Source organism: Klebsiella sp. M5al, from assembly GCF_002090195.1.
GTDB classification, from domain to species: Bacteria; Pseudomonadota; Gammaproteobacteria; order Enterobacterales; family Enterobacteriaceae; genus Klebsiella; species Klebsiella grimontii.
This window is the reverse complement of the sequence record NZ_CP020657.1, coordinates 3,145,624-3,168,492: the sequence shown is the minus strand read 5'-3', so window position 1 is coordinate 3,168,492 and position 22,869 is coordinate 3,145,624. Positions and strand designations below refer to the sequence as shown.

The 22,869-nt window shown below is 51.9% G+C and carries 18 protein-coding genes; 9 read left to right on the top strand and 9 right to left on the bottom strand.

Features of this window, described 5'->3' with window-relative positions; translation table 11 throughout:
- The first annotated feature begins 2 nt into the window (after positions 1–2).
- Positions 3–2,264, top strand: a complete 2,262-nt coding sequence (locus BWI76_RS15110; RefSeq protein WP_004135542.1) for an ATP-binding cassette domain-containing protein — start codon at positions 3–5, stop codon at positions 2,262–2,264.
- A gap of 87 nt (positions 2,265–2,351) precedes the next feature.
- Here the strand turns inward: BWI76_RS15110 and BWI76_RS15105 are convergent, their stop codons facing one another.
- The 5 genes from BWI76_RS15105 to BWI76_RS15085 are packed head-to-tail and all read right to left on the bottom strand — an operon-like array spanning position 2,352 to position 8,479.
- Positions 2,352–3,866 carry a 4-hydroxyphenylacetate 3-hydroxylase family protein gene (locus tag BWI76_RS15105; RefSeq protein ID WP_004135545.1) on the bottom strand — a complete coding sequence of 505 codons (1,515 nt, stop codon included), beginning with the start codon at positions 3,864–3,866 and terminating at the stop codon, positions 2,352–2,354.
- Positions 3,867–3,904: 38 nt separating this feature from the next.
- Positions 3,905–5,860 (bottom strand): anthranilate synthase family protein, encoded by a 1,956-nt coding sequence (locus BWI76_RS15100; protein WP_227493321.1) that lies wholly within the window; start codon positions 5,858–5,860, stop codon positions 3,905–3,907.
- Positions 5,861–5,883: 23 nt separating this feature from the next.
- Complete coding sequence (locus BWI76_RS15095) at positions 5,884–6,516, bottom strand: isochorismatase family protein (RefSeq protein WP_004135549.1); 633 nt, start codon at positions 6,514–6,516, stop codon at positions 5,884–5,886.
- 18 nt (positions 6,517–6,534) lie between these two features.
- Positions 6,535–7,320 carry a 2,3-dihydro-2,3-dihydroxybenzoate dehydrogenase gene (locus BWI76_RS15090; RefSeq protein WP_004135551.1) on the bottom strand — a complete coding sequence of 262 codons (786 nt, stop codon included), beginning with the start codon at positions 7,318–7,320 and terminating at the stop codon, positions 6,535–6,537.
- Positions 7,310–8,479: a 3-deoxy-7-phosphoheptulonate synthase gene (locus BWI76_RS15085; protein WP_071830660.1), complete on the bottom strand. Its 1,170-nt coding sequence runs from the start codon at positions 8,477–8,479 to the stop codon at positions 7,310–7,312. Before BWI76_RS15085 ends, BWI76_RS15090 begins: the two co-directional genes overlap by 11 nt.
- Positions 8,480–8,937: 458 nt before the next feature.
- Here BWI76_RS15085 and BWI76_RS15080 point away from each other — a divergent pair, with 458 nt between their 5' ends.
- The 7 genes from BWI76_RS15080 (at position 8,938) to BWI76_RS15050 (ending at position 18,600) form a co-directional block, all read left to right on the top strand.
- Positions 8,938–10,458, top strand: coding sequence for an amino acid adenylation domain-containing protein (locus BWI76_RS15080; protein WP_004135553.1), 1,521 nt, complete (start codon positions 8,938–8,940; stop codon positions 10,456–10,458).
- Positions 10,459–10,460: 2 nt separating this feature from the next.
- Entirely contained in the window at positions 10,461–10,691 is a 231-nt protein-coding gene (locus BWI76_RS15075) for an acyl carrier protein (protein ID WP_004135554.1), read from the top strand.
- A gap of 65 nt (positions 10,692–10,756) precedes the next feature.
- Positions 10,757–15,127, top strand: a complete 4,371-nt coding sequence (locus BWI76_RS15070) for a non-ribosomal peptide synthetase (RefSeq protein ID WP_084402793.1) — start codon at positions 10,757–10,759, stop codon at positions 15,125–15,127.
- 36 nt (positions 15,128–15,163) lie between these two features.
- Complete coding sequence (locus BWI76_RS15065) at positions 15,164–15,556, top strand: nuclear transport factor 2 family protein (RefSeq protein WP_024358088.1); 393 nt, start codon at positions 15,164–15,166, stop codon at positions 15,554–15,556.
- Between the two features lie 114 nt (positions 15,557–15,670).
- A complete protein-coding gene (locus BWI76_RS15060; protein ID WP_024358089.1) occupies positions 15,671–16,168 on the top strand; it encodes a MarR family winged helix-turn-helix transcriptional regulator in 498 nt (165 codons plus the stop codon).
- Positions 16,169–16,597: 429 nt separating this feature from the next.
- Positions 16,598–17,218, top strand: a complete 621-nt coding sequence (locus BWI76_RS15055) for a LysE family translocator (RefSeq protein WP_049086540.1) — start codon at positions 16,598–16,600, stop codon at positions 17,216–17,218.
- A 194-nt stretch (positions 17,219–17,412) separates the two neighbouring features.
- The gene (locus BWI76_RS15050) at positions 17,413–18,600 is read left to right on the top strand and encodes a YbfB/YjiJ family MFS transporter (RefSeq protein ID WP_049086539.1); all 1,188 of its coding nucleotides are present in this window, start codon (positions 17,413–17,415) and stop codon (positions 18,598–18,600) included.
- Here BWI76_RS15050 and BWI76_RS15045 read toward each other — a convergent pair.
- Complete coding sequence (locus BWI76_RS15045) at positions 18,583–19,419, bottom strand: LysR substrate-binding domain-containing protein (protein ID WP_024358092.1); 837 nt, start codon at positions 19,417–19,419, stop codon at positions 18,583–18,585. The genes BWI76_RS15050 and BWI76_RS15045 overlap by 18 nt on opposite strands.
- Before the next feature lie 92 nt (positions 19,420–19,511).
- On the opposite strand from BWI76_RS15045, the gene BWI76_RS15040 reads away from it, so the two are divergent.
- Positions 19,512–20,558: an NAD(P)H-dependent flavin oxidoreductase gene (locus tag BWI76_RS15040; RefSeq protein ID WP_004134106.1), complete on the top strand. Its 1,047-nt coding sequence runs from the start codon at positions 19,512–19,514 to the stop codon at positions 20,556–20,558.
- A 31-nt stretch (positions 20,559–20,589) separates the two neighbouring features.
- On the opposite strand, the gene BWI76_RS15035 is transcribed toward BWI76_RS15040, so the two are convergent.
- Genes BWI76_RS15035 through BWI76_RS15025 form a run of 3 tightly spaced genes read right to left on the bottom strand, consistent with a single transcriptional unit; the run spans position 20,590 to position 22,840 of the window.
- Positions 20,590–21,249, bottom strand: a complete 660-nt coding sequence (locus tag BWI76_RS15035; RefSeq protein WP_186439790.1) for a methionine ABC transporter permease — start codon at positions 21,247–21,249, stop codon at positions 20,590–20,592.
- Complete coding sequence (locus BWI76_RS15030; RefSeq protein ID WP_004134108.1) at positions 21,246–22,037, bottom strand: methionine ABC transporter ATP-binding protein; 792 nt, start codon at positions 22,035–22,037, stop codon at positions 21,246–21,248. Before BWI76_RS15030 ends, BWI76_RS15035 begins: the two co-directional genes overlap by 4 nt.
- On the bottom strand, positions 22,034–22,840 hold the full coding sequence (locus BWI76_RS15025) for a MetQ/NlpA family ABC transporter substrate-binding protein (protein WP_004134110.1): 807 nt from the start codon (positions 22,838–22,840) through the stop codon (positions 22,034–22,036). Before BWI76_RS15025 ends, BWI76_RS15030 begins: the two co-directional genes overlap by 4 nt.
- Positions 22,841–22,869: the final 29 nt, after the last annotated feature.

Below are 22,869 nucleotides of genomic sequence, written 5' to 3'. Positions count from 1 at the left end.
TGATGAATACACATGACGCTATAAAAATTATTGGCGCAAGACAAAATAATCTGCAGGATATTGATTTAGAGGTGCCTAAAAATAAAATAACAGTTTTCACCGGGGTTTCCGGGTCGGGAAAAAGTTCTTTGGTATTCGGAACTATCGCGGCAGAATCTCAGCGTCAGCTAAATGACACGTTTCCTCCTTTTATTCGACACCGTTTACCGCATTATGGTAATCCTGAAGTTGATGACATTGAAAACCTGTCGGTGGCCATTATTATTGACCAAAAACGTATTGGTGGCAACGCACGTTCAACGGTGGGCACCGCATCAGATATTTATACCCTGCTACGGCTACTCTTTTCTCGTGTCGGCGAACCTTTCGTAGGTTATTCGAATGTTTTTTCATTCAATCATCCTGCGGGGATGTGTGCGACATGCGACGGGTTGGGGATTGCCAGTACCATTGATATCGACCAACTGATTGATTCAAATCTGTCATTAAATGCAGGTGCTATTCGTTATCCTTCTTTTGCACCGGGTTCATGGCGCTGGAAACGTTATGTTTATTCAGGGCTTTTTGATGCTGATAAAAAAATCGCGGATTATTCAAAAGAGGAACGAGAGTTATTACTTTATGCAGATAATCTCACTCCTGAAGCGCCGTTAGCCGGTTGGCCTAAGAGTGCAAAGTTTGAAGGCGTCATTACACGCTTTACGCGAAGTTATTTGAAACAAGAAACTAAAGATACTAAAACTGAGGAATTTCAGCGAGTCGTTAGTTTGCAGGTTTGCCCTTCTTGTCAGGGCATGAGGCTCAACGAGAAAATACTTTCCTGCAGAATTAGAGGGAAAAATATTGGCGAATGCGCAACGCTGCCTGTCACAGAGTTAAAGCTGTTTGTAGAAAAGCTCGATTATCCTGAAGTCAGGCCGCTGCTCGAAGCATTGCTGGAAAGGTTAGATGCAATGTGTGCAGTAGGCTTGGGATATCTGGATTTGAACCGGACGACTCCTAGCTTATCGGGCGGTGAATCCCAGCGATTAAAAATGGTCCGGCATCTGGGAAGTAGTCTGACCGGGATCGTTTATATCATTGATGAACCCAGTACCGGGCTTCATCCAGCAGATATTGTGAAACTGAATGTTTTAATTGGCAAACTACGTGACAAAGGCAATACCATTCTGATGGTGGAGCACGATCCCGACATGATAGCGATAGCCGAGCATGTTATTGATTTAGGGCCGGGAGCGGGTAAGCAAGGCGGGAATATTGTCTTTGAGGGCGACCTGTCGGCACTTAAGCAGTCCCAAACCTTGACGGGAAGATATTTCTCTTCACGGGCAGAGATAAATAACAGACCGAGATGTGCCAAAGGTTATATTTCGGTAAGAAACGCCACATTGCATAATCTACATAACTTATCGGTAGACGTGCCTTTGAGCGTTATGGTCGCTGTGACGGGGGTCGCTGGGTCGGGCAAAAGTTCATTCGTCATGGGAGCCCTGGCGCCACAATGTCCGGACGCGATCGTTATCGATCAAAAACCGATACATACTTCGATTCGATCGCATATTGCTTCCTGGTGCGGTGCATTTGATACGATCCGTTTACTGTTTGCCGAAAAAAACCATGTGTCAGCGTCGTGGTTCAGCGCCAATGCCAAAGGCGCCTGTCCGGAATGTCATGGGCTAGGAGTAATACAAACCGATCTGGCATTTATGGATACGGTTACGTTGCCCTGTGAGGCCTGCCAGGGGCAGCGCTATAGCCCACAGGCGCTAAAATATCGTTATCAGGGGAAAAATATTGCGGAGGTATTATCCCTGTCGATTAACGATGCTGGCGATTTTTTCCTGAATGAGCCACAGCTCAGGCCAATTTTTCGTAGTCTGGTCGAAGTCGGGTTGGGATATTTGCGCTTGGGGGAATCGTTAAATCATCTTTCAGGCGGTGAATGCCAGCGGCTGAAGTTAGCCTCACAATTAAATCATGATAGTGACATGTATATTTTCGATGAGCCAACCACCGGACTTCATCCCAGTGATGTTGCCTCGCTGCTGAAACTCTTTAACCGACTGGTAGATCGCGGAAACACCGTCATTATTATTGAACATAATATGGAGTTGATCGCTCAGGCTGACTGGATTATTGATATTGGACCCTATGCCGGGCAAGAAGGGGGAAAATTACTGTTTAGCGGTACACCTGAATCGATGCTGGCCTGTCGCCATTCTTTAACCGCGGAGTGGTTGCGCAAACATTGCCTGGTGGAGTGAGAAAGGGTGGTCGGGACAGCCAGAAGAGACTGGCAATAATGTGATGCATACCCATTATTATACGGATGTATTGTCCCGATAATCTTATTAGTCTACAGGCCAGTGGTAATCGCGATCCAGCCAGCCATCCAGGTCATAATCCATCATACATTGTTCGGCAAAACCTTTATATTCTTGTACCTGCCCCGACATCTGTGCGGCGAGCAACAGTTCGATACGAACATTTTCATGACTGCCGGTATAATTTCGTTCATAGAGTTCGTGTCTGCTGGCGAATTCTGTTCCTACCGAGTCCCAAATTAGCTTCATGAGCTTGACCCGTTCCACGGCATCCATACCGTTGGAACCGCGCATATATTTTTTCAGATAAGGCTCCAGTTCCGGCGCGGCAAAATCTTTGGCATGCGAATTGATATAAATAAGCGCGCTGCCAAGATCTTGCTCAATAATTTCTCTGATCCGTGGATAGCCGAGACTCATAAACCAACGGTAGGCTAAACCATAATCCAGATTAGGCAGGAGGGCGCCGTTGTGCCAGGGATTCGGCGATTTAGCCATTGCATCGCTTATGGCCCAGAAGAGGTTGCGCCAGGCCAGCATTTCCCCAACGCGGGTCTGTATACCGCGGAAATCGGCTACGCCGGTGGCCTCCACGCCTTTAATGAATAAACCACAGATAAAATCGATTTTTACCGCCAGACGCGTCACACCGTGGAACGTAGAGCGGTGCAGGAAGCCTGAACTGGGTAAAAACGTGGCCGCTTTAGCGGTATCGCCATAAATAAAAATGTTTTCCCAGGGAATCTTCACCTTATCCAGAATGAAGATCATGTCATTCTCGTCGTAGCGTGAGGAGAGTGGATAGTCAAAAGGACTGCCGATCTTTTCGGCGGCTAAGGAGTAAGAGGGGCGGCAAACCAGCTTCAGCCCTGGGGCATTCATGGGTAATGTGCATACCAGGGCAAATTCTCTTTTTTTGACAGGTAAACCGTAATGCGCGATGAAATTGTAATGCGTCAAGGCAGAGCCGGTAGCAACCACCTTGGCACCGCTAACAATCACGCCATCATCACACTCTTTTTCGACATGAATGCAGATATCTTCAATCTGGTCGGGCGGGAGATTGCGGTCAATAGGCGGGTTAATGATGGCATGATTCCAGTAAAGTAGCTCCTCTTGCGAGCGTTTGTACCAGTGTCTGGCGTTATCCGCATATTCGCCGTAGGCCTCGGGATTGGCGCCGAGAGTCGTAAGAAACGACGCTTTAAAATCAGGGCTTCTTCCCAACCAGCCGTAGCTAAGCCTTGCCCACTGGGCGATTGCGTCGCGATCGCGTATCAGGTCGTCAACAGAATGCGGAACGCGGAAGAACGGATGGGTGACACCACCGCTACCGGTATCACACGGCGTGGTTAAAATAGCCTGATACTTTTCGTCATGGAGCGCGTCGTATAATTTAGCTATCGACAGTGCTGAATTGCGAAACGCTGGATGTGTAATAACATTGTCGACCTTTTCACCATAAGCCCATATTTCTCGTCCATCATTCAGACCCGCCAAAAAGTCATTACCGGTAGGTAACGATACTGATTTATTTCCCATGTCAGCTCTCTCCGAATATCGGTTTTCAACGCTTCCTTTTAAACGGCATCTTGTTGACTAAGAGTTACCGTTGTTGTTAAGGCGTTCTGTATCAGCCATTGATAAATAGAAAATGCGTCTTGCGTCAGGAATGACTCGTTATGAAATTGTATGGAGGCAACGTTACCTGACGATAATGCAACAATTTCACCGGAAGGGAGTCGCTCCAGCTGGACTGTTTTGTCATGCTCCGGGCTGTACCAACATGGCCGCTGATGTAGCGCGGAGAAACTGTTATAGAAGCCAACGGTATGAGATTTTCCCTGAATGGATATCTGATGTTGGCTACCCTGACGGTTATTGATCAGCCGCTCGATCGGAATGCCTAATTCGGCGCAAATTAACTGATGTCCCAGACAAGTCCCGATTAGCGGACGCTGCTCCCGCAGCCGTTGCGCAATAATTTTTCGGCCCACGCGTATTTTTTCGAGTTGTATATTGGTTGGATCGCCAGGCCCGGGCCCAATGAATACGATGTCGCGATCGGTGAGCTGCGTTAGCTTGCTCAGGCAGTCATACCAGGGAATGAGGGTAACGGCGCAACCTGCGCTGCGTAACTGATAGGCAATCATGGCGGTGAAGTTGTCCTCCATGTCGATCAGTATGATGGTATGACGAGAGAGTAAAGCGCACGGGCCCAATTGCGAGTTATCCAGCCAAAAGGCGGAGGCGCATGCATTCCGTTTTGCGAGTATCTGGTCAGCCCGATGGCGAAGTTCTGCAGACAATCCTGTTCGGTTTGGCGTCCCGGCGCTTGTGTCAGAGAAGAACGAATGCATTAGCCCTTGCAATTTGGCGCGTGTCTCACCGGCTTCATTTTGCGCGATCGAACTTCTGACGATGGTTGAACCCGCCGTAAGCCGAAAATGTCCCTGAGCGGTAATATCGGCCGTGCGGATCATTATGGCCGAGTCCAGATAACGTTTACCTTCTTGCGCACCCGTTATAGCAACGATGCCGCTGTAATAGCCGCGTCCGCGGCGTTCTCGCCGGGCGATAACTTTACAGGCGCTTTCTATTGGGCTGCCGGTCACTGTTGGCGCAAAGAGCGATTGCCTGATGATCTCTTTCAGACTGCGATCTGAGCTGCCATGGATAAAATATTCGGTATGCGCGATGTGCGACATAGCTTTGAGCTTCGGCCCGGTTACCTGAATATCATGCTGACAGATGCTACTCATCATTTTGAGTTCTTCATCCACCACCATAAATAGTTCGTCGCGCTCTTTTTTATCCTGCAGAAAATCATCCAGCACGTGCGCCATATTCCCGGAGTCGGGGTATTTTAACGTGCCGCTGATAGGATTCATCGCCACGTTCTGCTCATCAACCTGGATATGCTGTTCAGGCGAACTACCTATGAAATAGCGGCTGCCGGTGAAGATCATCCATGTCCAGTAAGACCCGCATTCAGATTGCAGTAACCGTTTGTACAGCGTCAACGCGTGGCGGATGCTGAAGTCGGTTATATCGCCTTCCAGGCTGCGTGAAATCACAAAGTTGCTCCCTTCTCCGGAGCTGATTTCCTGATCAATGACGGTATCAACAATGTCGCCATACGTTTGGTCATCAAGATCGAAGTGCAGGTTTCGCGGCTTGATATCATAGTCATTAATGGCTGCGATAAACGAATCTATAGGGTAATAATCTTGCCGCTCAATGTGCATGACGATCGTCTGTTCACCATCGTCAATGCAGGCATAACCTTTTTCTTTTAGCTGATTAAATGGCAATAAAATCAATTTGTTAAATGAGTTTTTTCCCTTCCCGTCCAGGGGAGGATCCAGCGCTAATTCTGAAAGGGATTGGTTTAGCTCAATATCCCCTTCAAGAAATAATACTGCCTTGATAGGTTCGCATTGGGGGCGGTAAATACAGGCAAAGGGGCTATCAAGATTGGCCAGATGAGCCGAAAGCTCGTCGGGCTTTGCTGTGCCTTTAGATAACATCATCATCTCCTGGAGTGCCGTGAGGATCTTTAATGTTCCAAAGCGTCGATAGCTTGTCGGGTTGACAGCACGACTGAGCTGGTTTCCGCAGCTATCTCAAGCGCCAGACGATGCTTTTCTTCAGAGAAATCGGCTAGCGCATCGGCAATAAAAAATGTCTCGATATCATTGGAATAGGCCTCTTGCGCTGTGCATAAACAACCGATATGGGCGTAAACGCCGCAGACGATCAGCTGATCGCATTTGAGTTCGTGCAACGTACTCAGAAGGGGGGAGTTAAAGAAGGCGCTGTATCGCCACTTCGTTAATACCCACTCATTTTCCAGAGGCGTCAACGGCGGAACAATCTGTTTATGTTCCTGGCTGCCGTTCATGCCTGAACCCCATAGACTGTGCAGTAAGCCGCGCTGTTGTGGCGTCATGTCGCCGGGTTGGGCAGTATAAAATACGGGTACATGCAGACGTCGGGCGACGCTAAGCAAGCGGTAAATGTTGTCGATAACCTGCGCTATCGGCGGGGCGTCAGCAGTGTAAAAATCGAGAAAATAACGCTGCATATCATGTATGAGTAACGCCGCTCTTGAACTGTTGGGTCGCCAGTCTGCCATTGATTTGGGTAATTGACGTTCTGTCGGCAACGGATAGGGCTGTATCTTTTCCATGTTATTCTCCTTGTACGCTTAGCAGCTGCCGAGTGCGGCGCCACCGTCGACCAATAACGTTGAAAGCGTGGTTTGCCCTGATTCTTCGCACAGGTAAAAGCAGACCGCGGCAGCAATTTCTTCCGCCGTGGCGACTTTGTTGAGTGGGATACCGATGCGAAATTGTTGTGGATTACCGTTAAGCGTGTTTTGCCTGTCACTTTCGCTATGCCACATGCCGCGCAGCATCGGCGTATCGGTTGAGCCGGGAGCGACAACATTACAACGGATCCCGTACGGAGCGACCTCCAGCCCCAGAGCATAGGTAAATGCCTGGGCAGCGGCTTTTGAGGCGCAGTAGGCGGCCATCGTCGCCCGCGGCACGCGCGCTGCGTTTGAGGCGATAGTTACGATGCTGCCTTTACGCTGAGCCATCATCAGATTGGCTGCATGGCGGCTGGTGTTAAATACGCCAGTCGCGTTGACGGCAAATGTTTTCGTCCAATCTTGCGGCTGTGTTTCGGCCACGCTGGCGTGGCACAGTACGCCGGCGCCGTTGACCAGATAACCCACCGGACCCAGTTGGCGACCGATTGCGGTAAAGGCTTCTGCTACGCTGCGGTCGTCGGCAACGTCCACATTAAAGCCTGCAATGGGCTGCGGATGGTTATTTTGTAGTGTGGCTACAAGGGTTGCCAGCTGAGAGGCGTTATTATCAAGAAGCGCTAGTGAAACCCCTTCTTTCGCAAGCGCGTGGGCAACGGATTCGCCAATGCCACCGCAGGCGCCGGTAATAACGGCAATGTAGTCTTTATCAAAGGTCATTTTGTCTCTCTTTCCAGTGAGTTAATAACATCTGCGTTTGCGCGACGTTCAGGCGCGGGTCGCAGAGAATTTGCTTAAGTTCATGTTCTTCAGGGTGATTATTTTCACAGAAGCATTCGATGACCGGGTTCGGCGTCGCTTCCAGATGGAGTCCAGCGGCGCAGGCGTTATGTGATTTCACCTGCCTCAGGAAACCGGAGATTTCAGCCATCATGTCGCTAAGCTCGCGGCGTTTATTGCCCGCCTGCGTTTTCCCGGTATTCCCATGCATTGGATCGCACATCCATAACACCGGCGTTTCGGTTGCCTGTGCGGCCTGAATCAACGCGCCCAACCGATGAATATGTGAACGGCCAAAACGCGAAATAAAAGTCAGACGTCCAGGAATACGCTGAGGATTGAGTTGTCGGCAAAGTGTCGCGATGAACGACGGCGTTACGGTGGCGTCAATCTTGCAGGCAACAGGGTTGGCGATATTCGCCAGCATGGCGATATGTGGGCTGTCAGGCGCAAGAGTACGAATGCCGATCCAGGGCCAATGAGTGCTGGCTAAATAGGATTCTCCATGGGGATTAGTGCGGATTTGAGTGGTTTCATAGTCCAGCAACAGCGCTTCATGGCTGGTCCAGATGGGATGAACATCGCGAGGATATTCCCGTTCGTAACGTTTAATTTCGGCCAGCGTTTCCGCTGCAGCATGGTAGCTCAGCAGCATCCGTTGCGGATCGTTACGCCTGGCTTCTGGAGTCGCTTCGGGCCTGTTGACGGAATCACCGCGCCACACGGGAAGTACCCTGTCGCCATCGACTTCGTTGTGTTGTGAGCGTGGTTTAGCATATTGACCGGCAATTCTACCGACCGTCAATATCGGCAGCCCCATCAGGGTTGAGAGTTCGCGGGACATTTGCTCCAGGAAGGTCAATTTTTTCCGTACATGTAACGCGTCAGATTCGCAAATTCTTTCAGCGCAGTCGCCAGCCTGAAATATCATTGCCTTCCCTGCATAAACGGCGGCTAATGCTTTATTGAATTCGCTTATTTCTTCAAAACTTAATAACTCTGGAAGAGTGTCTAATTCACTTATGACCAGGGCAAGCATGTCCTTATCGCTCCAGAACGGCTGTTGCCAGTTGGACTTATTGCCAGGAAATGATGTCATTTCTAATCTCTCACTCGAAATTCAACAGGTTTTCCATTTGTTTTGTAACAAAAAAGCGATGAGAAAGTACTATTCCTTGTCTGTTTACCGGACATGAAAGACGATACGTTTTGCACAAAGATTGCACGCCAATGAGTTCCTTATGTCAATCAAAAAAGTTGATTTTTTATTGTTGTTTTTTTAATTATTTGAATTTATTGGTTATTGTTTTTGTTTGTTTTTGGATTTTTTCTATATGATTTTTTTTTGGAAATCAAATTGACTGGGGGTCAGGTTCGAAGATAGACTATTGAAAACAACGCTTGGTTATGCTTGTGTTGCTTATATGTTGCTTGCCCTGCTGCGCTTTTTTTTGAGGCGTCTCACGGTAAGCTGGCGGCATTTCTTTAGATCTTTAATTTCTTCTTCAAGAGAAGATTTTATGCGTGTGAACGTTCCTAATTCTCCAGGAGAGAGTGATGACGCATTCAGCATATGTCAATCAGCTAAAGGCTGTTCCTGATATATTTGATGAGATTTCGCAACGTTTTCCGGACAGGGTTGCGTTAATTTTCGATCAAAGACAAATAACCTATCGAGAACTTGCTGAGCAATGTTCAGCGCTGGCTGCAGTATTGCAAAATAATTGCCTGATAAAAGGCGATATCGTTGCAATAAAAATAGAACGTAGCCCGGAGTTATATATTTTTATGCTGGCGCTCATGAAAATAGGCGCTGTTATGGTTCCCGTGAACTCGAATAGTCCTGAGCGCTATATTGGTGAGGTTTTAAGTGCGGCGGGAGCCAGATACCTGATTAGCGATGATGTAACAAGCGTGCCCGGCGGGTCATGGCAGGTGTTGTCGAGCAGGACGTTGATACAAAACTGCGCTCAACAAAGAAGCGGGAATTATCCGGTATTAAGCGCTGATGATCCGGCGCTCATCTTGATGACCTCTGGATCAACAGGAAAACCGAAGAGCGTGCTGATCGCTCATCGCGGGATTGCCAGACTGAGTTTGCCGGTACCCGCGTTGGGGAATAGCGAGCGGGACTGCTATTTGCAAATTGCAGATGTTTCTTTCGCCGCCTCAGCGAATGAAATCTGGATGGCTTTATTGACCGGCGCGTGTCTGACGATTGCGCCGCCTGGCTTGCCGGATTTGATGGCCCTGGTACGGCAGATCGAATCGGATAACGTGACGATGCTATTCCTCTCTGGCGGGTTGTTCCGGCTATTTGTCGAGGTTTCGCTCGAAACGCTGCATATACCTGCTTGTGTGGTGGTGTCGGGCGATTTTGTCAACCCTCGTCTATTTAGCGTGGCGGCGCAGGCCGGTAAAGCAAAAATATTTAATGGATTAGGATGCACGGAAAATTCAGCGATCTCGTCTCTCTATCATGTTCAGTCGGAGGGGCAATTATCCAGTGATTCTCCTGTGCCTGTTGGTACTGCGCTCCCTTTGGTTGAGATGGTGGTGTTCAATGAACGGTTGCAACCCTGTGCCTGCGGTGAATATGGGGAATTGTTTATCGCAGGAGCTGGAGTGGCTCTGGGGTATTCCGATCCGCAACTGACGGCGGAAAGGTTTATCTCCATACCGTATCAAGGCACAGACGTGCTTTTTTATCGTACCGACGATCGCGCAACGTGCGACCAGGATAGCAATATCGTCCTGGTCGGAAGAGGCAACCATATTTGTAAAATTCGTGGCTTCCGCGTCAATCTCGCCGGTATTGAGCACCTGTTGCGCTTACATCACGCTGTGGAAGATGTGCTGATTGTGGTAGAGGAGACGCCGGATGAACCACGATTACATGCTTGTTATGTCACGCAGGATGACGCGCTATCCGTAGCGGATTTAAAGAATCACCTCGCTATGCATGCTCCTGCCTGGATGATACCTGAAAAATTTAGCCGTCTGGCGGTACTGCCAATGACCGCTAACGGCAAAAAAGATCGTTTACGGTTAAAAAATATTTTACTGGAGCAGGTGTAAATATGGACAACGTTGAGCAACAGCTACTCTCGATTTGGCAGGAGATTATTCATTCAGAGGCGATTAACCCGCAAGATAATTTATTAGACCAGGGTGGTAACTCATTACATTTCATAAAGTTGGCTTCAATGGTAAGCAAGACATTTCATTTGGCTGTCTCGCCGGCGGACATTTTCACTGCCGGAACTATTGCCGCGCTGGCTCAGACCATTCGGCAACGGCAACAGCTCTAATACCTGGAGCTGGGACAGCCGGCAAACAGGAAGGGTTTTACAGGGAATTTTAAGAGGGGGATAAAATGCCATCATTTAATAGCGACGAGTCAAATAAGGGCTGTTTGAACAAGGCGTGTGGAGAAAGTGCGGTAACGTATCTGGCAGCGACGCCCGGCCAGCAGGCAATGTGGTGGCTGGATAATACGCTGGATCAGCCCCAATGCTATAACGTGCCGGTGCTGCTGACCGTTAATGCGACACTGGACGCTGAGATTATGCAGCGCGCTGTGGCTGAGCTGACCTTGCGCCATGAAATATTCAGAACGCGTTTTGTTTATCTTGACGGTAAATTACAACAGCGTATCGGCGCTGATGGCTATCTCTCTTTTTCCCATCGACAACCAGAGCAGACGGAAACCCCTGAATCGGTGACTGCACAACTGGCGGCTAGCCGTTTATCATTAGCTGAGGGTCCGTTGAGTATCATTAATATGCTCAGTTCAGACTCGGGTACAACCTGGTTAGCATGCTGTTTCCACCACATCATTATTGATGCCCCCTCAGTACGTATTGTCTTGCATGATTTGCTGCGCATATATTGTGAGCTTGACGAGAAGCGCGCTCTGCCAGCGTTTAACGACACGGGAAGCTATCAGGAATTTACTCGTTGGCAGGCCGCATCCCTTGCGGCGGCGGAGTGCGAAGATATGCGGGATTACTGGCGGCAGGCACTGCATCCGGCTCCGCCACTGTCGGACCTCCCGGTCGATTTTCCCCGTCGTCTTCGGGAAGATACCAAAGCCGCCTATACCATGCTGGCGCTGAACGAACAGGAAGCGGACTCACTGCAGCGGCACGCGAGATCGTTGTCAATGACTCCATTTATGTATATGTCGATGTGCTGGCAATTTTTCCTCAGCCGCATGAGTGGGCAGAACGATATTACCGTTGGCGTACCTTTTACTCTGCGGGATCGCAGCGAGTTTGCCGAAACGCCGGGATATATGATCAATACTCTGCCGGTTCGCGTGCAGGTCAATGAAGATGACACGGTCAGGACGCTGGCTGCAAAGGTGCGTCAATCTTTTATTGGCGCGCATTTCAATAAGCTGCTCCCTTTCAATGAAATTGTCGCACTGTCGCGTGAAAACGCGGGGCAGGACAGTCCACTATTCAGAACGCTGTTGGTTATGCCCGATACCCGGGGCGATATTTTCAACGACTTGCCTTTTAAAGTCATGCTGGATGACTATTTTAGCCAGATGGCAAAATACGATCTGACGCTGTTCTTTGAAGCACAACCGCAGTGGAAGCTGACGCTGGAGTATAAGACGGCGTTGTATCATCCGCAGACCATTGACTACTGGTTGAAAATCTTTCGCCATTTATTGAGCGCGATGGGCGAGGACGGCGAGGTATTACTGTCATCCCTGAAGCTATTGGATGCACCGTTAAGTCGTGAACTGGTTGTTCGATCTAGCCTTAAGCCGTGCGCGGAGGCCTGGCGATTTGACGCTCTGGCGGCTTTCAATCAGCATGCTGTAAACCACTCTGCGGATACTGCGTTAATTACCGCTAATGGCACGCGATCGTATGGTTGGTTAGCGGAACGATCGGGGCAGATTGCCGCTTACCTGCAGCAGCAGTTTAATATCGCTCCTGGCAAACGTGTTGCGTTATTACTGGAAAGGAATGCCGAGGCGATTGCCACTCTGTTTGGCGTATTAAAAACCGGCGCGGCCTACATTCCGGTCGATCCGCAATACCCGCAAGAGCGTATCGGTTACATGTTACAGGACGCCAAGGTGGATTGCATCGCCACGACGCGATCGCTGGTAGCGAGATTTCCAGTGTCTGCCTCCGTACCTCTGTTATTAATCGATGGTATTCCCCCGGAGTACCCTGGGGAATGGTCTTATATCAAAAGAATGCCCGACGATGAGCTGTATATCATTTATACATCCGGTTCAACCGGGCAGCCCAAGGGAGTACGGTTATTAAATAAAACGCTCAATAACCTGATTAAGTGGCAACAAGATGTATCTGAGTGCGGTCAGGGAGATTGTACTTTGCATTTTATGTCACTTTCTTTTGATGTATCGGTTCAGGAGATCTTCGGCACGTTAGCCTGCGGTGGGCGCTTATATATCGCCAGTGAAGAAGAGCGGAGAGACCTGGATCATCTGCAAGAGGTTATCCAGGAGCAGGGAATTAATCGGCTCTATTTCCCCTATGTTGCTTTGCAACAGTTCGCGCATTTGAGCGCATTGGCCAACAGGCAATTCCCGAGTTTAAAAGAGGTCTACTCCACTGGGGAACAGCTCGTACTCACTGCGGATATTAAACATTTTTTCAGGCAACCCGTTCGCCTGATTAATCTCTATGGTCCCTCAGAAAGCCACGTCTGTTCCGCATATGTGCTGCCGCCGGAGAGCGATAAATGGGGAGATGCAGCGTCCATTGGTTACCCTCTACCCGGATTCACTCTGCTGGTGGTGGATGCGCATCTGCAGCTGGTTCCCGCCGGCGTCGCCGGTGAACTGCTTATCGTTAGCGATTTTCTCTCTCCCGGCTATCACAATAAAAGTGAAGAAAGCGCTCGACGTTTTATCTCTGCTGAGGGCTTTGCCGCACAAAGTTGCCACGCGTATCGTACCGGTGATCTGGTGAGGCTGGAGCATGACGATCGGTTCAGCTATCTTGGCAGGCTAGACAATCAGTTAAAAATACGCGGTTTTAGGATCGAACCGTCTGAAGTCGAGGCGGCCATTAATGCCCTGGAGGGCGTGCAGGTTTCAGCGGTAGTTGGCAGGGCAGATAATTCAGGAAGCAAGCAGCTCATCGCCTTTATTGCTGGCTTATTGGATGATAAAGGCAATCAAAAGGATAAGATCAAACGCGGCCTTCGCCTGGTGCTGCCGGAGTATATGGTTCCCACAGAGTTGGTCTTTGTGGATAAGCTGCCGACCACGCCTAGCGGGAAAATCGATCGTAAGGCATTGCTTAAGGTGGATATTATTATTGAATCATCCACGCAGATGCCGGAGCGGTCTCTGACCAAAACGCAGGAGCAGGTCAGGGCGCTATGGGAAACGCTATTTCCGGGTCGTCATATCGCACTGCACGATGATTTTTTCGCCATTGGTGGACATTCTTTGTTGGCCACACAGCTGGTTTTTCTGCTGCGTAAGGCGTTCGATTGCGATATTCCTCTACGTTTGTTATTTAATCATCCGACCTTGTCGGCTATGGCTGAGTCCATCGACGGCTATATTGCCAGTGAAAAGGGGCCCGTCGATGCCGTTGATCGTTCCTTTGTTCAGGACGGATACGAACGCATACATTGGCAGGGGGGAGTGCGTTCAACCCCTGGGCTGACGCTGCTCACCGGGGCGACAGGATTTTTGGGCATCTACCTGCTGCGTTCATTGCTATTGGCCGGGACCCAATCCGTGCTCTGTATGGTAAGAGCCAGGACAGATGAGCACGCGTTGGCTCGTTTGCGTGAAAATGCGATGCGTTACGGAATCGCCGATGAGATTGATTTTTCCCGGGTTGAAGTTTGCCTCGGCGATATTGGTCAGCGCAATTTAGGGTTAAGCTCTGAAGCGTATAGCCGTTTGGCAGAGCGAGTAGACACGGTATTCCATGCGGCCGCACAGATTAATTTTTTGCTCTCTTATTCTTCGGTAAAACAGTCAAATGTGCAGGGTACGCTGAATATTTTAGCTTTCTGCGGTTGTGGCGGACGAAAAACGCTGCACTATTTATCCACTATCGCGGTCTTTTCTCCACGCTATCCGCAATCGCCTATCGTGGAACATTGTGTTCCGGGGCATCCGGAAGCACTGTCGATAGGTTACACGCAAAGTAAGTGGGTGGCTGAACGCTATGTTATACAGGCCAGAGAACAGGGACTTGATGCTAACGTATTCCGCATAGGACGTATTGGCGGAGACAGCAGAAGTGGGGCCTGCCAGAGCGATGATTTTTTATGGCGACAGATAAAAACTTTTATCCAGATGGGATTGGCACCCGATCCGTCTTCACTATCAACGGACCTGCTGCCTGTCGACTTTGTCGCTGAAGCGATAGTTGCATTAGCGCGTTCAGAAGCTACGCGACAGGAAAACTTCCATATTTTCCATCCGCAGAGCACTCGATTTGACCCGGTGTATCGGGCGATTCGTTCTCTGGGCTATCCGTTGGAAACGACTTCTGACGGCGAGTGGTTGCAACAACTTGAGCTGTGTGTCACCCAGGGGCGCGAGGTTGCGCTGGGACCGGTCATTCATCTCTTTAAAGAGAATTTGTTGGATACTGGCGATAACGCCTACGGTAATCCAGAGACGACTAAGCGTATTACACAACTGGGTTTGCGCTTTCCTGAACTGTCGGAGGAGACGTTCAAACGTATGATTGTTTATTTCCAGCGGCAGAACGAAATTGTCTAACAAGACTTTTATCAATTTCATCAAGAGGATAATAAAATGGTTCCGGCGTTATTTGATAAATATATTTCGGCAGTGATGGAGAAGTCATCGGATAAGCTGGCGTCCCTTTTCTCTGTTAACGGGCGTTTGTCGTTGCCTTTTCGTCGCAACAGGGAGGTGATTGTTGGACGTGAGAATATTCGCTTACACTATGCTAATGGCTTTGGCGTTGCGCCCTTACGCTTTACCTCCATAGAGGATGAACGATTTCATTATACGAATAATCCCGATGTCGTCATTGTTGAATATAAACTACATGGGAATACTCTGCCGGATGGAAAACACTTCTCTTTGTTATATGTTAATGTGATTGAAATAAATAATGGTGAGATAATTGAGTTAATAGATTATGAGGATGTTTTGAACAGAGAATATATCTTTCAGGATTAGCAGGACAGTTCTTATGTTGTTAATGGGGGCAAAAGGTATGATGACTTTTCCTTCCTTGAAGGGATGTGGTAAAATAGTAAGCTTAACTTATTGTAAACGGCATCAGGAGAATGTATGGAAATGAATAAAAAAGTGGCTAGTGGTTCTGAACGCGAAATATCATTGAATCGTCAATTTGAAGATGCTTTAGGAAATTTGCAATGCGTACTTGTTGCTCGTCGCTCGTTGATTAATCCTGATGGTATTAACTGGCCACAATACGATACGTTGTATATTTTACGCCAGTTCCAGCCCATGACTCCAAGCGCAATTGGTGAAAAGCTCGGTTTTGCGCGTAGTAAAATGTCCAAGATCCTGCGGATGTTGAAAGATAAGCACTTTGTTGAACAGGAATCGGCAGAAAGCGACAAACGAGAAATGCTGACGCGGATTACGGAAAAAGGTATTGAGTTCCTGCATTCTGCAGAATCCAGCAGGCGCATAATGGCTGAGCAGGTGGCATCGTGCATGTCGCAGGGTGAAATTGCTATTTTCGCTGAGCTTTGTACAAGGGCTGCAAATATATTACATGAGAATATTAAAGGTAAACTCGAAGACACCAGCGAAAATTAATAAGGTTTATGGTGATAAAACGCTAAACTGGTCGCTGGCGTGGAGTTCTCTTTGCCCAATGTCCAACCCAATATATGGCATAAGGATTGTGCTAAAACATTACTATGGGATGATGTTGGACGCCAATTATATATGTCAAAAATGGGAAGGTTTTTACCGCAGGACATAAATAAAGTTAGACTAGACTGGTATAGTTAGTGTGTTATTCGCCAAACGTTGCATCATCGTATTGAGATTTTAGTTATTTTTGATTAAGCGTCATAACAACCTGTGCTGATAAACGCGTCGTCAAATAACTGTACCGGCTTTGGCGTCAGAGACTTGTCGCGAAGAACTTTTATGCAAAGCGCGACACGCCCGGCGAAGGGTATATCAATGATTGCGTTTTCAACGCGTTTTATCTAGAATCCTCGCTTTCGGAGATAGAAAATGTCCGTCGCAGATTCCCTTCTTGCTTATTCCTTTGCCGCGCTGCTGCTCACGCTGACCCCGGGTCTTGATACCGCGCTCATTTTGCGCACCTCCACCGTTGAAGGCGGAAAAAAGGCCTTTCAGGCGGCATTGGGTATTGATACTGGGTGTTTTATCTGGGGCGCGGTGGTGGCCTTCGGCCTCGGGGCGCTGCTGGCGGCATCGGCCCTGGCGTATGACCTGCTTAAATGGTGTGGGGCCGTCTATTTATGCTGGCTGGGCATTCAGTTAATTCTCAAACCGCGCAGCCACTTTAACAGTCAGGAAATAGCCGCGCCGTCGGCCAGCAACTGGTTTTTAAAAGGGATGCTGGGCAATGTGCTGAATCCGAAAATGGGGATATTTTATGTCTCTTTCCTGCCGCAGTTTATACCGGCGGGCCACTCGCCAACCATCTGGACATTTCTGCTGGTCGCTATTCATGTTGCGATTGGTACGCTCTGGTCGTTAACGCTGATTCTGGCCAGCCGGTACGCCGCCGGTCTTCTGAAAACACCGACCTTCATCCGCTGGATGGATCGCGCAACCGGCGGCGTCTTTATGCTGTTTGCCGCCAAACTGGCGCTCAGCCACCGCTAAAACATGCTGGACATGGACGTCCAGCCCTCACGTCATACTTCGTCGCCCGGCGAAGCGTTTCCCGGCATTCCCCGTAAAGTCATCGGCAGACAGGCCCATACGTCGCTTGCGCGTTGGGTTGACCGATATCATAATAAAAAGAGAATTATATAAATTTATAATTCTCTTTTTGAGAATAATCGCGGAGGTAGCGGGTGAACGTTTTTGAACTCAGGCCGGGGTTAAAGGCCTTTCTGCTAGCGCTGGCCGGTTCGGCGGTGCTGATGATTGGCATGGGCTACGGGCGTTTCGCCTATACCGGGATCCTGCCACTGATGCTGAACGAGCAGGTGCTCTCGCTGCGTGAAGGCAACCTTGCCGCTTCGGCCAACTACGCGGGTTACCTGGCCGGCGCGCTGCTGCTGGCGAAAGCCAGGCCCGCGGACGCCAGAGTGTTAAATCAGCTTTCCGTATTGCTCACGCTGCTGTGCCTGACGTTACTCGGCTGGCTGGTTTCGCCGCTGGCCATTATCGCGGTACGCGGAATAGCCGGACTGTTAAGCGCGGTTACGCTGATTGCCGCCTCCCTGTGGCTGCTGCAGCATATGAAGCACCATAACGGCGCGCCGGTGCTGTATTCCGGCGTCGGCATGGGGATATTTTTGTCGGCGGAATGTATCTCGCTGGGCAAGACCCTGGCGCTCTCCAGCCAGCAAATATGGCTGCTGTGCGCAATAAGCGCCGGCGCGCTTTTCATCCTGGCGCTGCGCCTGTTGCTGAGCCCGGCAGACTATCTTATTGCCTATCAATCGCCTGCTGGCGTACAGGACCAGCAGGCGCAAGGCCGCGTGCGTGAAGCGTGGAAGCTGCTGCTGGTTTACGGCCTGGCCGGCTTTGGCTACATCATCACCGCCACCTACCTGCCGCTGTTTCTCAGCGGCTCGCTGAACGCTATCGATCCGGTGCAGATCTGGGCCATTTTCGGTCTTGCCGCTGTGCCCTCGTGCTTTATCTGGCACCGGCTGGTCATCAGGTTTGGCTACCGTCGCGCGTTCACCCTTAATTTGCTGATTCAGGCCGTCGGCGTCATTCTCCCGGCGTGGAGCCACGCATTGCCGTTTTGTCTGCTGAGCGCGCTACTGGTCGGTTTTACCTTTATGGGAACGGTGACTATTGCGCTGCCGCAGGGAAGGCGGCTGAACCATCTGGTCTCATTCAATATGATTGCCGCCATGACCGCGACCTATGGCGTCGGGCAGATTGTCGGCCCGCTGGTTGCCGGCGCGCTGTATGAGCGCAGCGGGTCGTTTAATCCTTCGCTCAGCGCGGCGGCAGGGGCGCTGGTGGTGGCCGCCGCGCTGGTTGCCGCCGGAGGGCGGCGAGCGTCAAAGGTCGGAGGCTGATGTAAGAAGCTGGCGCATTTTATCGAGGGCGGGGGACGCGTAGCCTTTACGCCAGATAAGCTGCGTGACCGCCTGACCGACCGGGCGCACCCGGCTGGCTTCAGGCAGCGTCAGCGTATCGAGCACGCTCTGCGGCAGTATGCCGGCGTAGCCGCCGGAGGCGATACAGGCGAGCATCGCGTGATAGGAGCCGACGTCCTGGATCTCGCTCTCCGCCGCCTCGGATTGCGCCAGATACGCTTCACCCATCGCCCGGTAGGTACAGCCCTCCGCGAAGGCGGCAAAGCGAAAGCGTTGGCGATCCGCGGGAAGCACCAGTACCAGCTGTTCTTGAAAGAGCGGCAGATATTCCAGGTCTTCGGCGGGGGAAGCGCCCTGCGGCAGGCATACCAGCGCGCAATCGAGCGCGGCGTCCAGCACCTGCAGGGTCAACTGGCGGCTGGGTTGGGTTTTGAGCGTCAGTATCACCTCCGGGCACTGGGCATGAAACCGGGTAAGCAGCGGCGGCAGGCGGCTGGCGGCGGTGGCGTCCATCGCCCCCATGCGTAAATTACCGCCCGGGGTGGCGGGGTGCAGAGCCTGCCGGGCCTCCTCGGCAAGGCTGAGGATTTTCAGCGCATAGGCCAAAAAACGCTCCCCGGCGGGCGACAGCGGCATCTTCTTGTTACCGCGGGCAAACAGCTCAACGCCCAGCTCTTCTTCCAACTGGTGAATGCGGGTCGTAATGTTGGACTGCGCCCGCCCCAGCAGCTTTGCCGCGCGGGTGACGCTCTGTTCTTCCGCCACCGTTTTGAAAATCTGTAATGTGGTGTGGTTCATACTTTTATTCTTAATTTGAAAATAATGTTGATCTTATCATCTCTAAAAGAGATTTTAATTGCCTCAACGCACAAATTTCATCAGGGCACACCATGAGCAACCGGCTTACGCGGCAGCTTGATATTGATTATCCCATTATTCAGGCGCCGATGGCCGGCGTGTCGACGCCGGAGCTGGCGGCCGCGGTTAGCGACGCCGGCGCGCTCGGCTCGCTGGGGCTGGGATCCTCCACGGTAGAGCAGGCCGAGGCGCTTATCAACCACACCCGGCGCTTAACCACCCGTCCGTTTAACGTCAACGTTTTTTGCCACGCCCCGGCAATAAGGGACCCGCAGCGTGAAGCGCAGTGGCTGGCGCGACTGCGCCCTGAGTTTGCGCGCTTTGGCGGCCTGCCACCGGAGACGCTGGCGGAAATCTACCTGAGTTTTCAGCAGCAGCCGCGGATGGCCGAGCTTTTGCTCGATCTTACTCCGGCGGTGGTCAGCTTCCATTTTGGTGTTCCGGAGCGAGGGGTCGTTGACCGGCTGCGTGAAAAAGGCATCGTTACCCTGGCGAGCGCCACCAGCGTGGAGGAGGCGCTGCTGGCCGTAGAGCAGGGCATCGATATGGTGGTGGCGCAGGGCTATGAGGCCGGCGGTCATCGCGGCATCTTCGATCCCCAGGCGCCCGACGGGCAGATGAGTACCTTTACCCTGATTCAGGCGCTTAAGCGGCGCATTGATATTCCGCTTATCGCCGCAGGTGGCATCATGGACGGCGCGGGAGTGAACAGCGTAATGCATCTCGGCGCCGAAGGCGCGCAGCTGGGAACGGCTTTTCTGCTGTGCCCGGAATCGGCAGCGGACGCCGGCTACCGCGAGGCGATTAAAGGCGCGACTGACGGACACACCGTGTTAACGTCGGCGATTTCCGGGCGCCCGGCAAGATGTTTGGTTAACGGCTGGCGCGCAATAAACGATCGCCACCTCGTACCGGATTATCCCGTGGCCTATGACGTCGGGAAAGCGCTGGCATCGGCGGCGAAAGCGCAGGGGGACCGCCAGTACGGCGCGCACTGGGCCGGGCAGGGCGTCAGCCTGATTCGCGAGCTGCCGGCGGCGGAGCTGATTCGGACCCTGGTAAACGAATGCGGGTTTTAAGCGCGGATGGCGCGCAGCCATCCGCTTAGCGTTAACGCCGGTGGGCGAGGCCGCGTACCAGACGGTCGCCGGCCATCTGCACGCCCTGCACCAGCGCGACCAGAATGAGCACCGTGCCGACCATCACCTCGTTATTAAAGCGCTGATAGCCGTAGCGAATGGCCAGATCGCCCAGCCCGCCGCCGCCAATCACGCCCGCCATCGAAGAGAAGCCGATCAGCATGACGATGGTCAGCGTGATGCCTGCCAACAGGGTTGGCAGCGCTTCCGGCAGCAGCGATTTAAAGATAACGTGCCAGATGTTGCCGCCCATCGATAAAATCGCCTCGATACGCCCGTAATCCACTTCATCCAGCGCATTCTCCGTCAGCCGCGCAAAGAACGGAAAGGCGCCAATGGTGACCGGAACCACCGCGGCGGTACTGCCGAGGGTGGTGCCGATAATCAGCCGGGTAAAAGGGATCAGGGCGATCAGCAGGACGATAAACGGCAGCGAACGACCAAAGTTGATAATCGCGCCCAGCACGGCGTTGAGTTTCGGCATCGGCGCCAGGCCATTGCGGCGCGAAACAAACAGCAGCACGCCGGTCGGCAGCCCGAGCAGCACGGTAAACAGCGCCGCCAGGCCGACTATATAAACGGTATCTACCGTGCCCTGAAGCAGCAGCGGCCAGAGATCTTCCCAACTCATGCTACTCCGCATAATGGCCTCCCGTGAAAACCGTGGCGGGCGAGGAAATCCCGCTCCGCCTGAGGATCGTGCAGCAGCGACTGCCGTAGCCGCGACCATGGCGCCACCAGCAAATCGGCGATTCTGCCGCTTTCAATAATCTCCCCGTGCTCCAGCAGCGCCGCGTGGTCGCAGAGGGTTTTCACCACGTCCAGTTCGTGGGTGATCAGCACGATGGTGAGGTTCAGCTGTTGATTGATATCCGCCAGCAGGCTGAGTACCGAGGCCGTGGTCTCGGGGTCGAGGGCGCTGGTGGCCTCATCGCACAGCAGCACGTCCGGCCTCGCGGCCAGCGCGCGGGCGATCCCGACACGCTGTTTTTGCCCGCCGGAAAGCTGTGACGGAAAGGCGGCGGCTTTGTCCGCCAGCCCGACCAGTTCCAGCAGCTCCGCCACCCGCGCCTGCCGCGCCGCTTTCGGCACTTTGGCTATCTCCAGCGGCACCGCGATGTTGTCGGCGACGCTGCGGGCGTGCAGTAAATTAAAGTGCTGGAAGATCATCCCGGTGCGCAGCCGGTACTCGCGCAGCGCGGTTTTATCCATCCGGGTAATATCGTTCCCGTTCACAATAATGCGGCCCGACGTGGGCCGCTCCAGCAAATTCAGGCAGCGTATCAGCGTACTTTTGCCTGCGCCGCTGCGCCCAAGGATGCCGTAAACGGCTCCTTTCGGCACCTGCAGAGAGACATCGTTTAGCGCCGGTCGGCCTGTTCCGGCATAGGTTTTACTCAGCCCGGCAATCTCAATCATGACTGAGGGGCAACCGGGATCACCGAGCCGTTATACTGCTTACGAATAAATTCGGCGACCTGCGGCGAAGTGAGGTCTTTGGCCAGCGCCTTGATGCGCGGATCGTTTGCCAGCGCCGGCGTTGTCACCAGGATATTGGCGTACGGGTTGTTGGTCGCGCTCTCCAGACCCAGCGCATCTTTGGCTGGCACCAGCCCGGCTTCCAGCGCGTAATTGCCATTAATCACCGCCAGGTCGACGTCATCCAGCGACCGCGGGATTTGCGGTGATTCAATCTCAAGGATTTTCAGGTGTTTCGGGTTTTCCACAATATCTTTCGGCGTCGCCAGGGTGGTCGCCGGGTCGGTGAATTTGGCCGCCAGCTTAATCAGCCCCTGATTTTGCAGCAGAAACAGCGCGCGGCTCAGGTTGGTGGTGTTATTCGGTACCGCCACGGTGGCGTTCTCGGGCAGCGATTTAAAATCTTTATGCTTGCGCGAATAGATCCCCAGCGGCTCAATATGCACGGTCGCCGCGACGGCGAAGGTTTTACCCAGCGCTTTCTCCTGATCTTTCAGATAGGGCACGTGCTGGAAATAGTTGGCATCGACGTCGCCGTTGGCCAGCAGTTCGTTGGCGTTAACGCCGCTGGTGAGTTCGACAATTTTCAGGTCGAGGCTGGGATCGATCTTTTTAATGTAGTTAAGGATTTCGGCGTGCGGCACCGGGTCCGCGGCGACGCGCAGCGCGGCGGCCTGGGCGGAAGTCCATGCCAGAGAGAGAGACAGTGCAACCCCTGCCAGTTTAAATGCGGCATATTTCATCATCTTATTCCTTGTGTTTGTTGTTATGT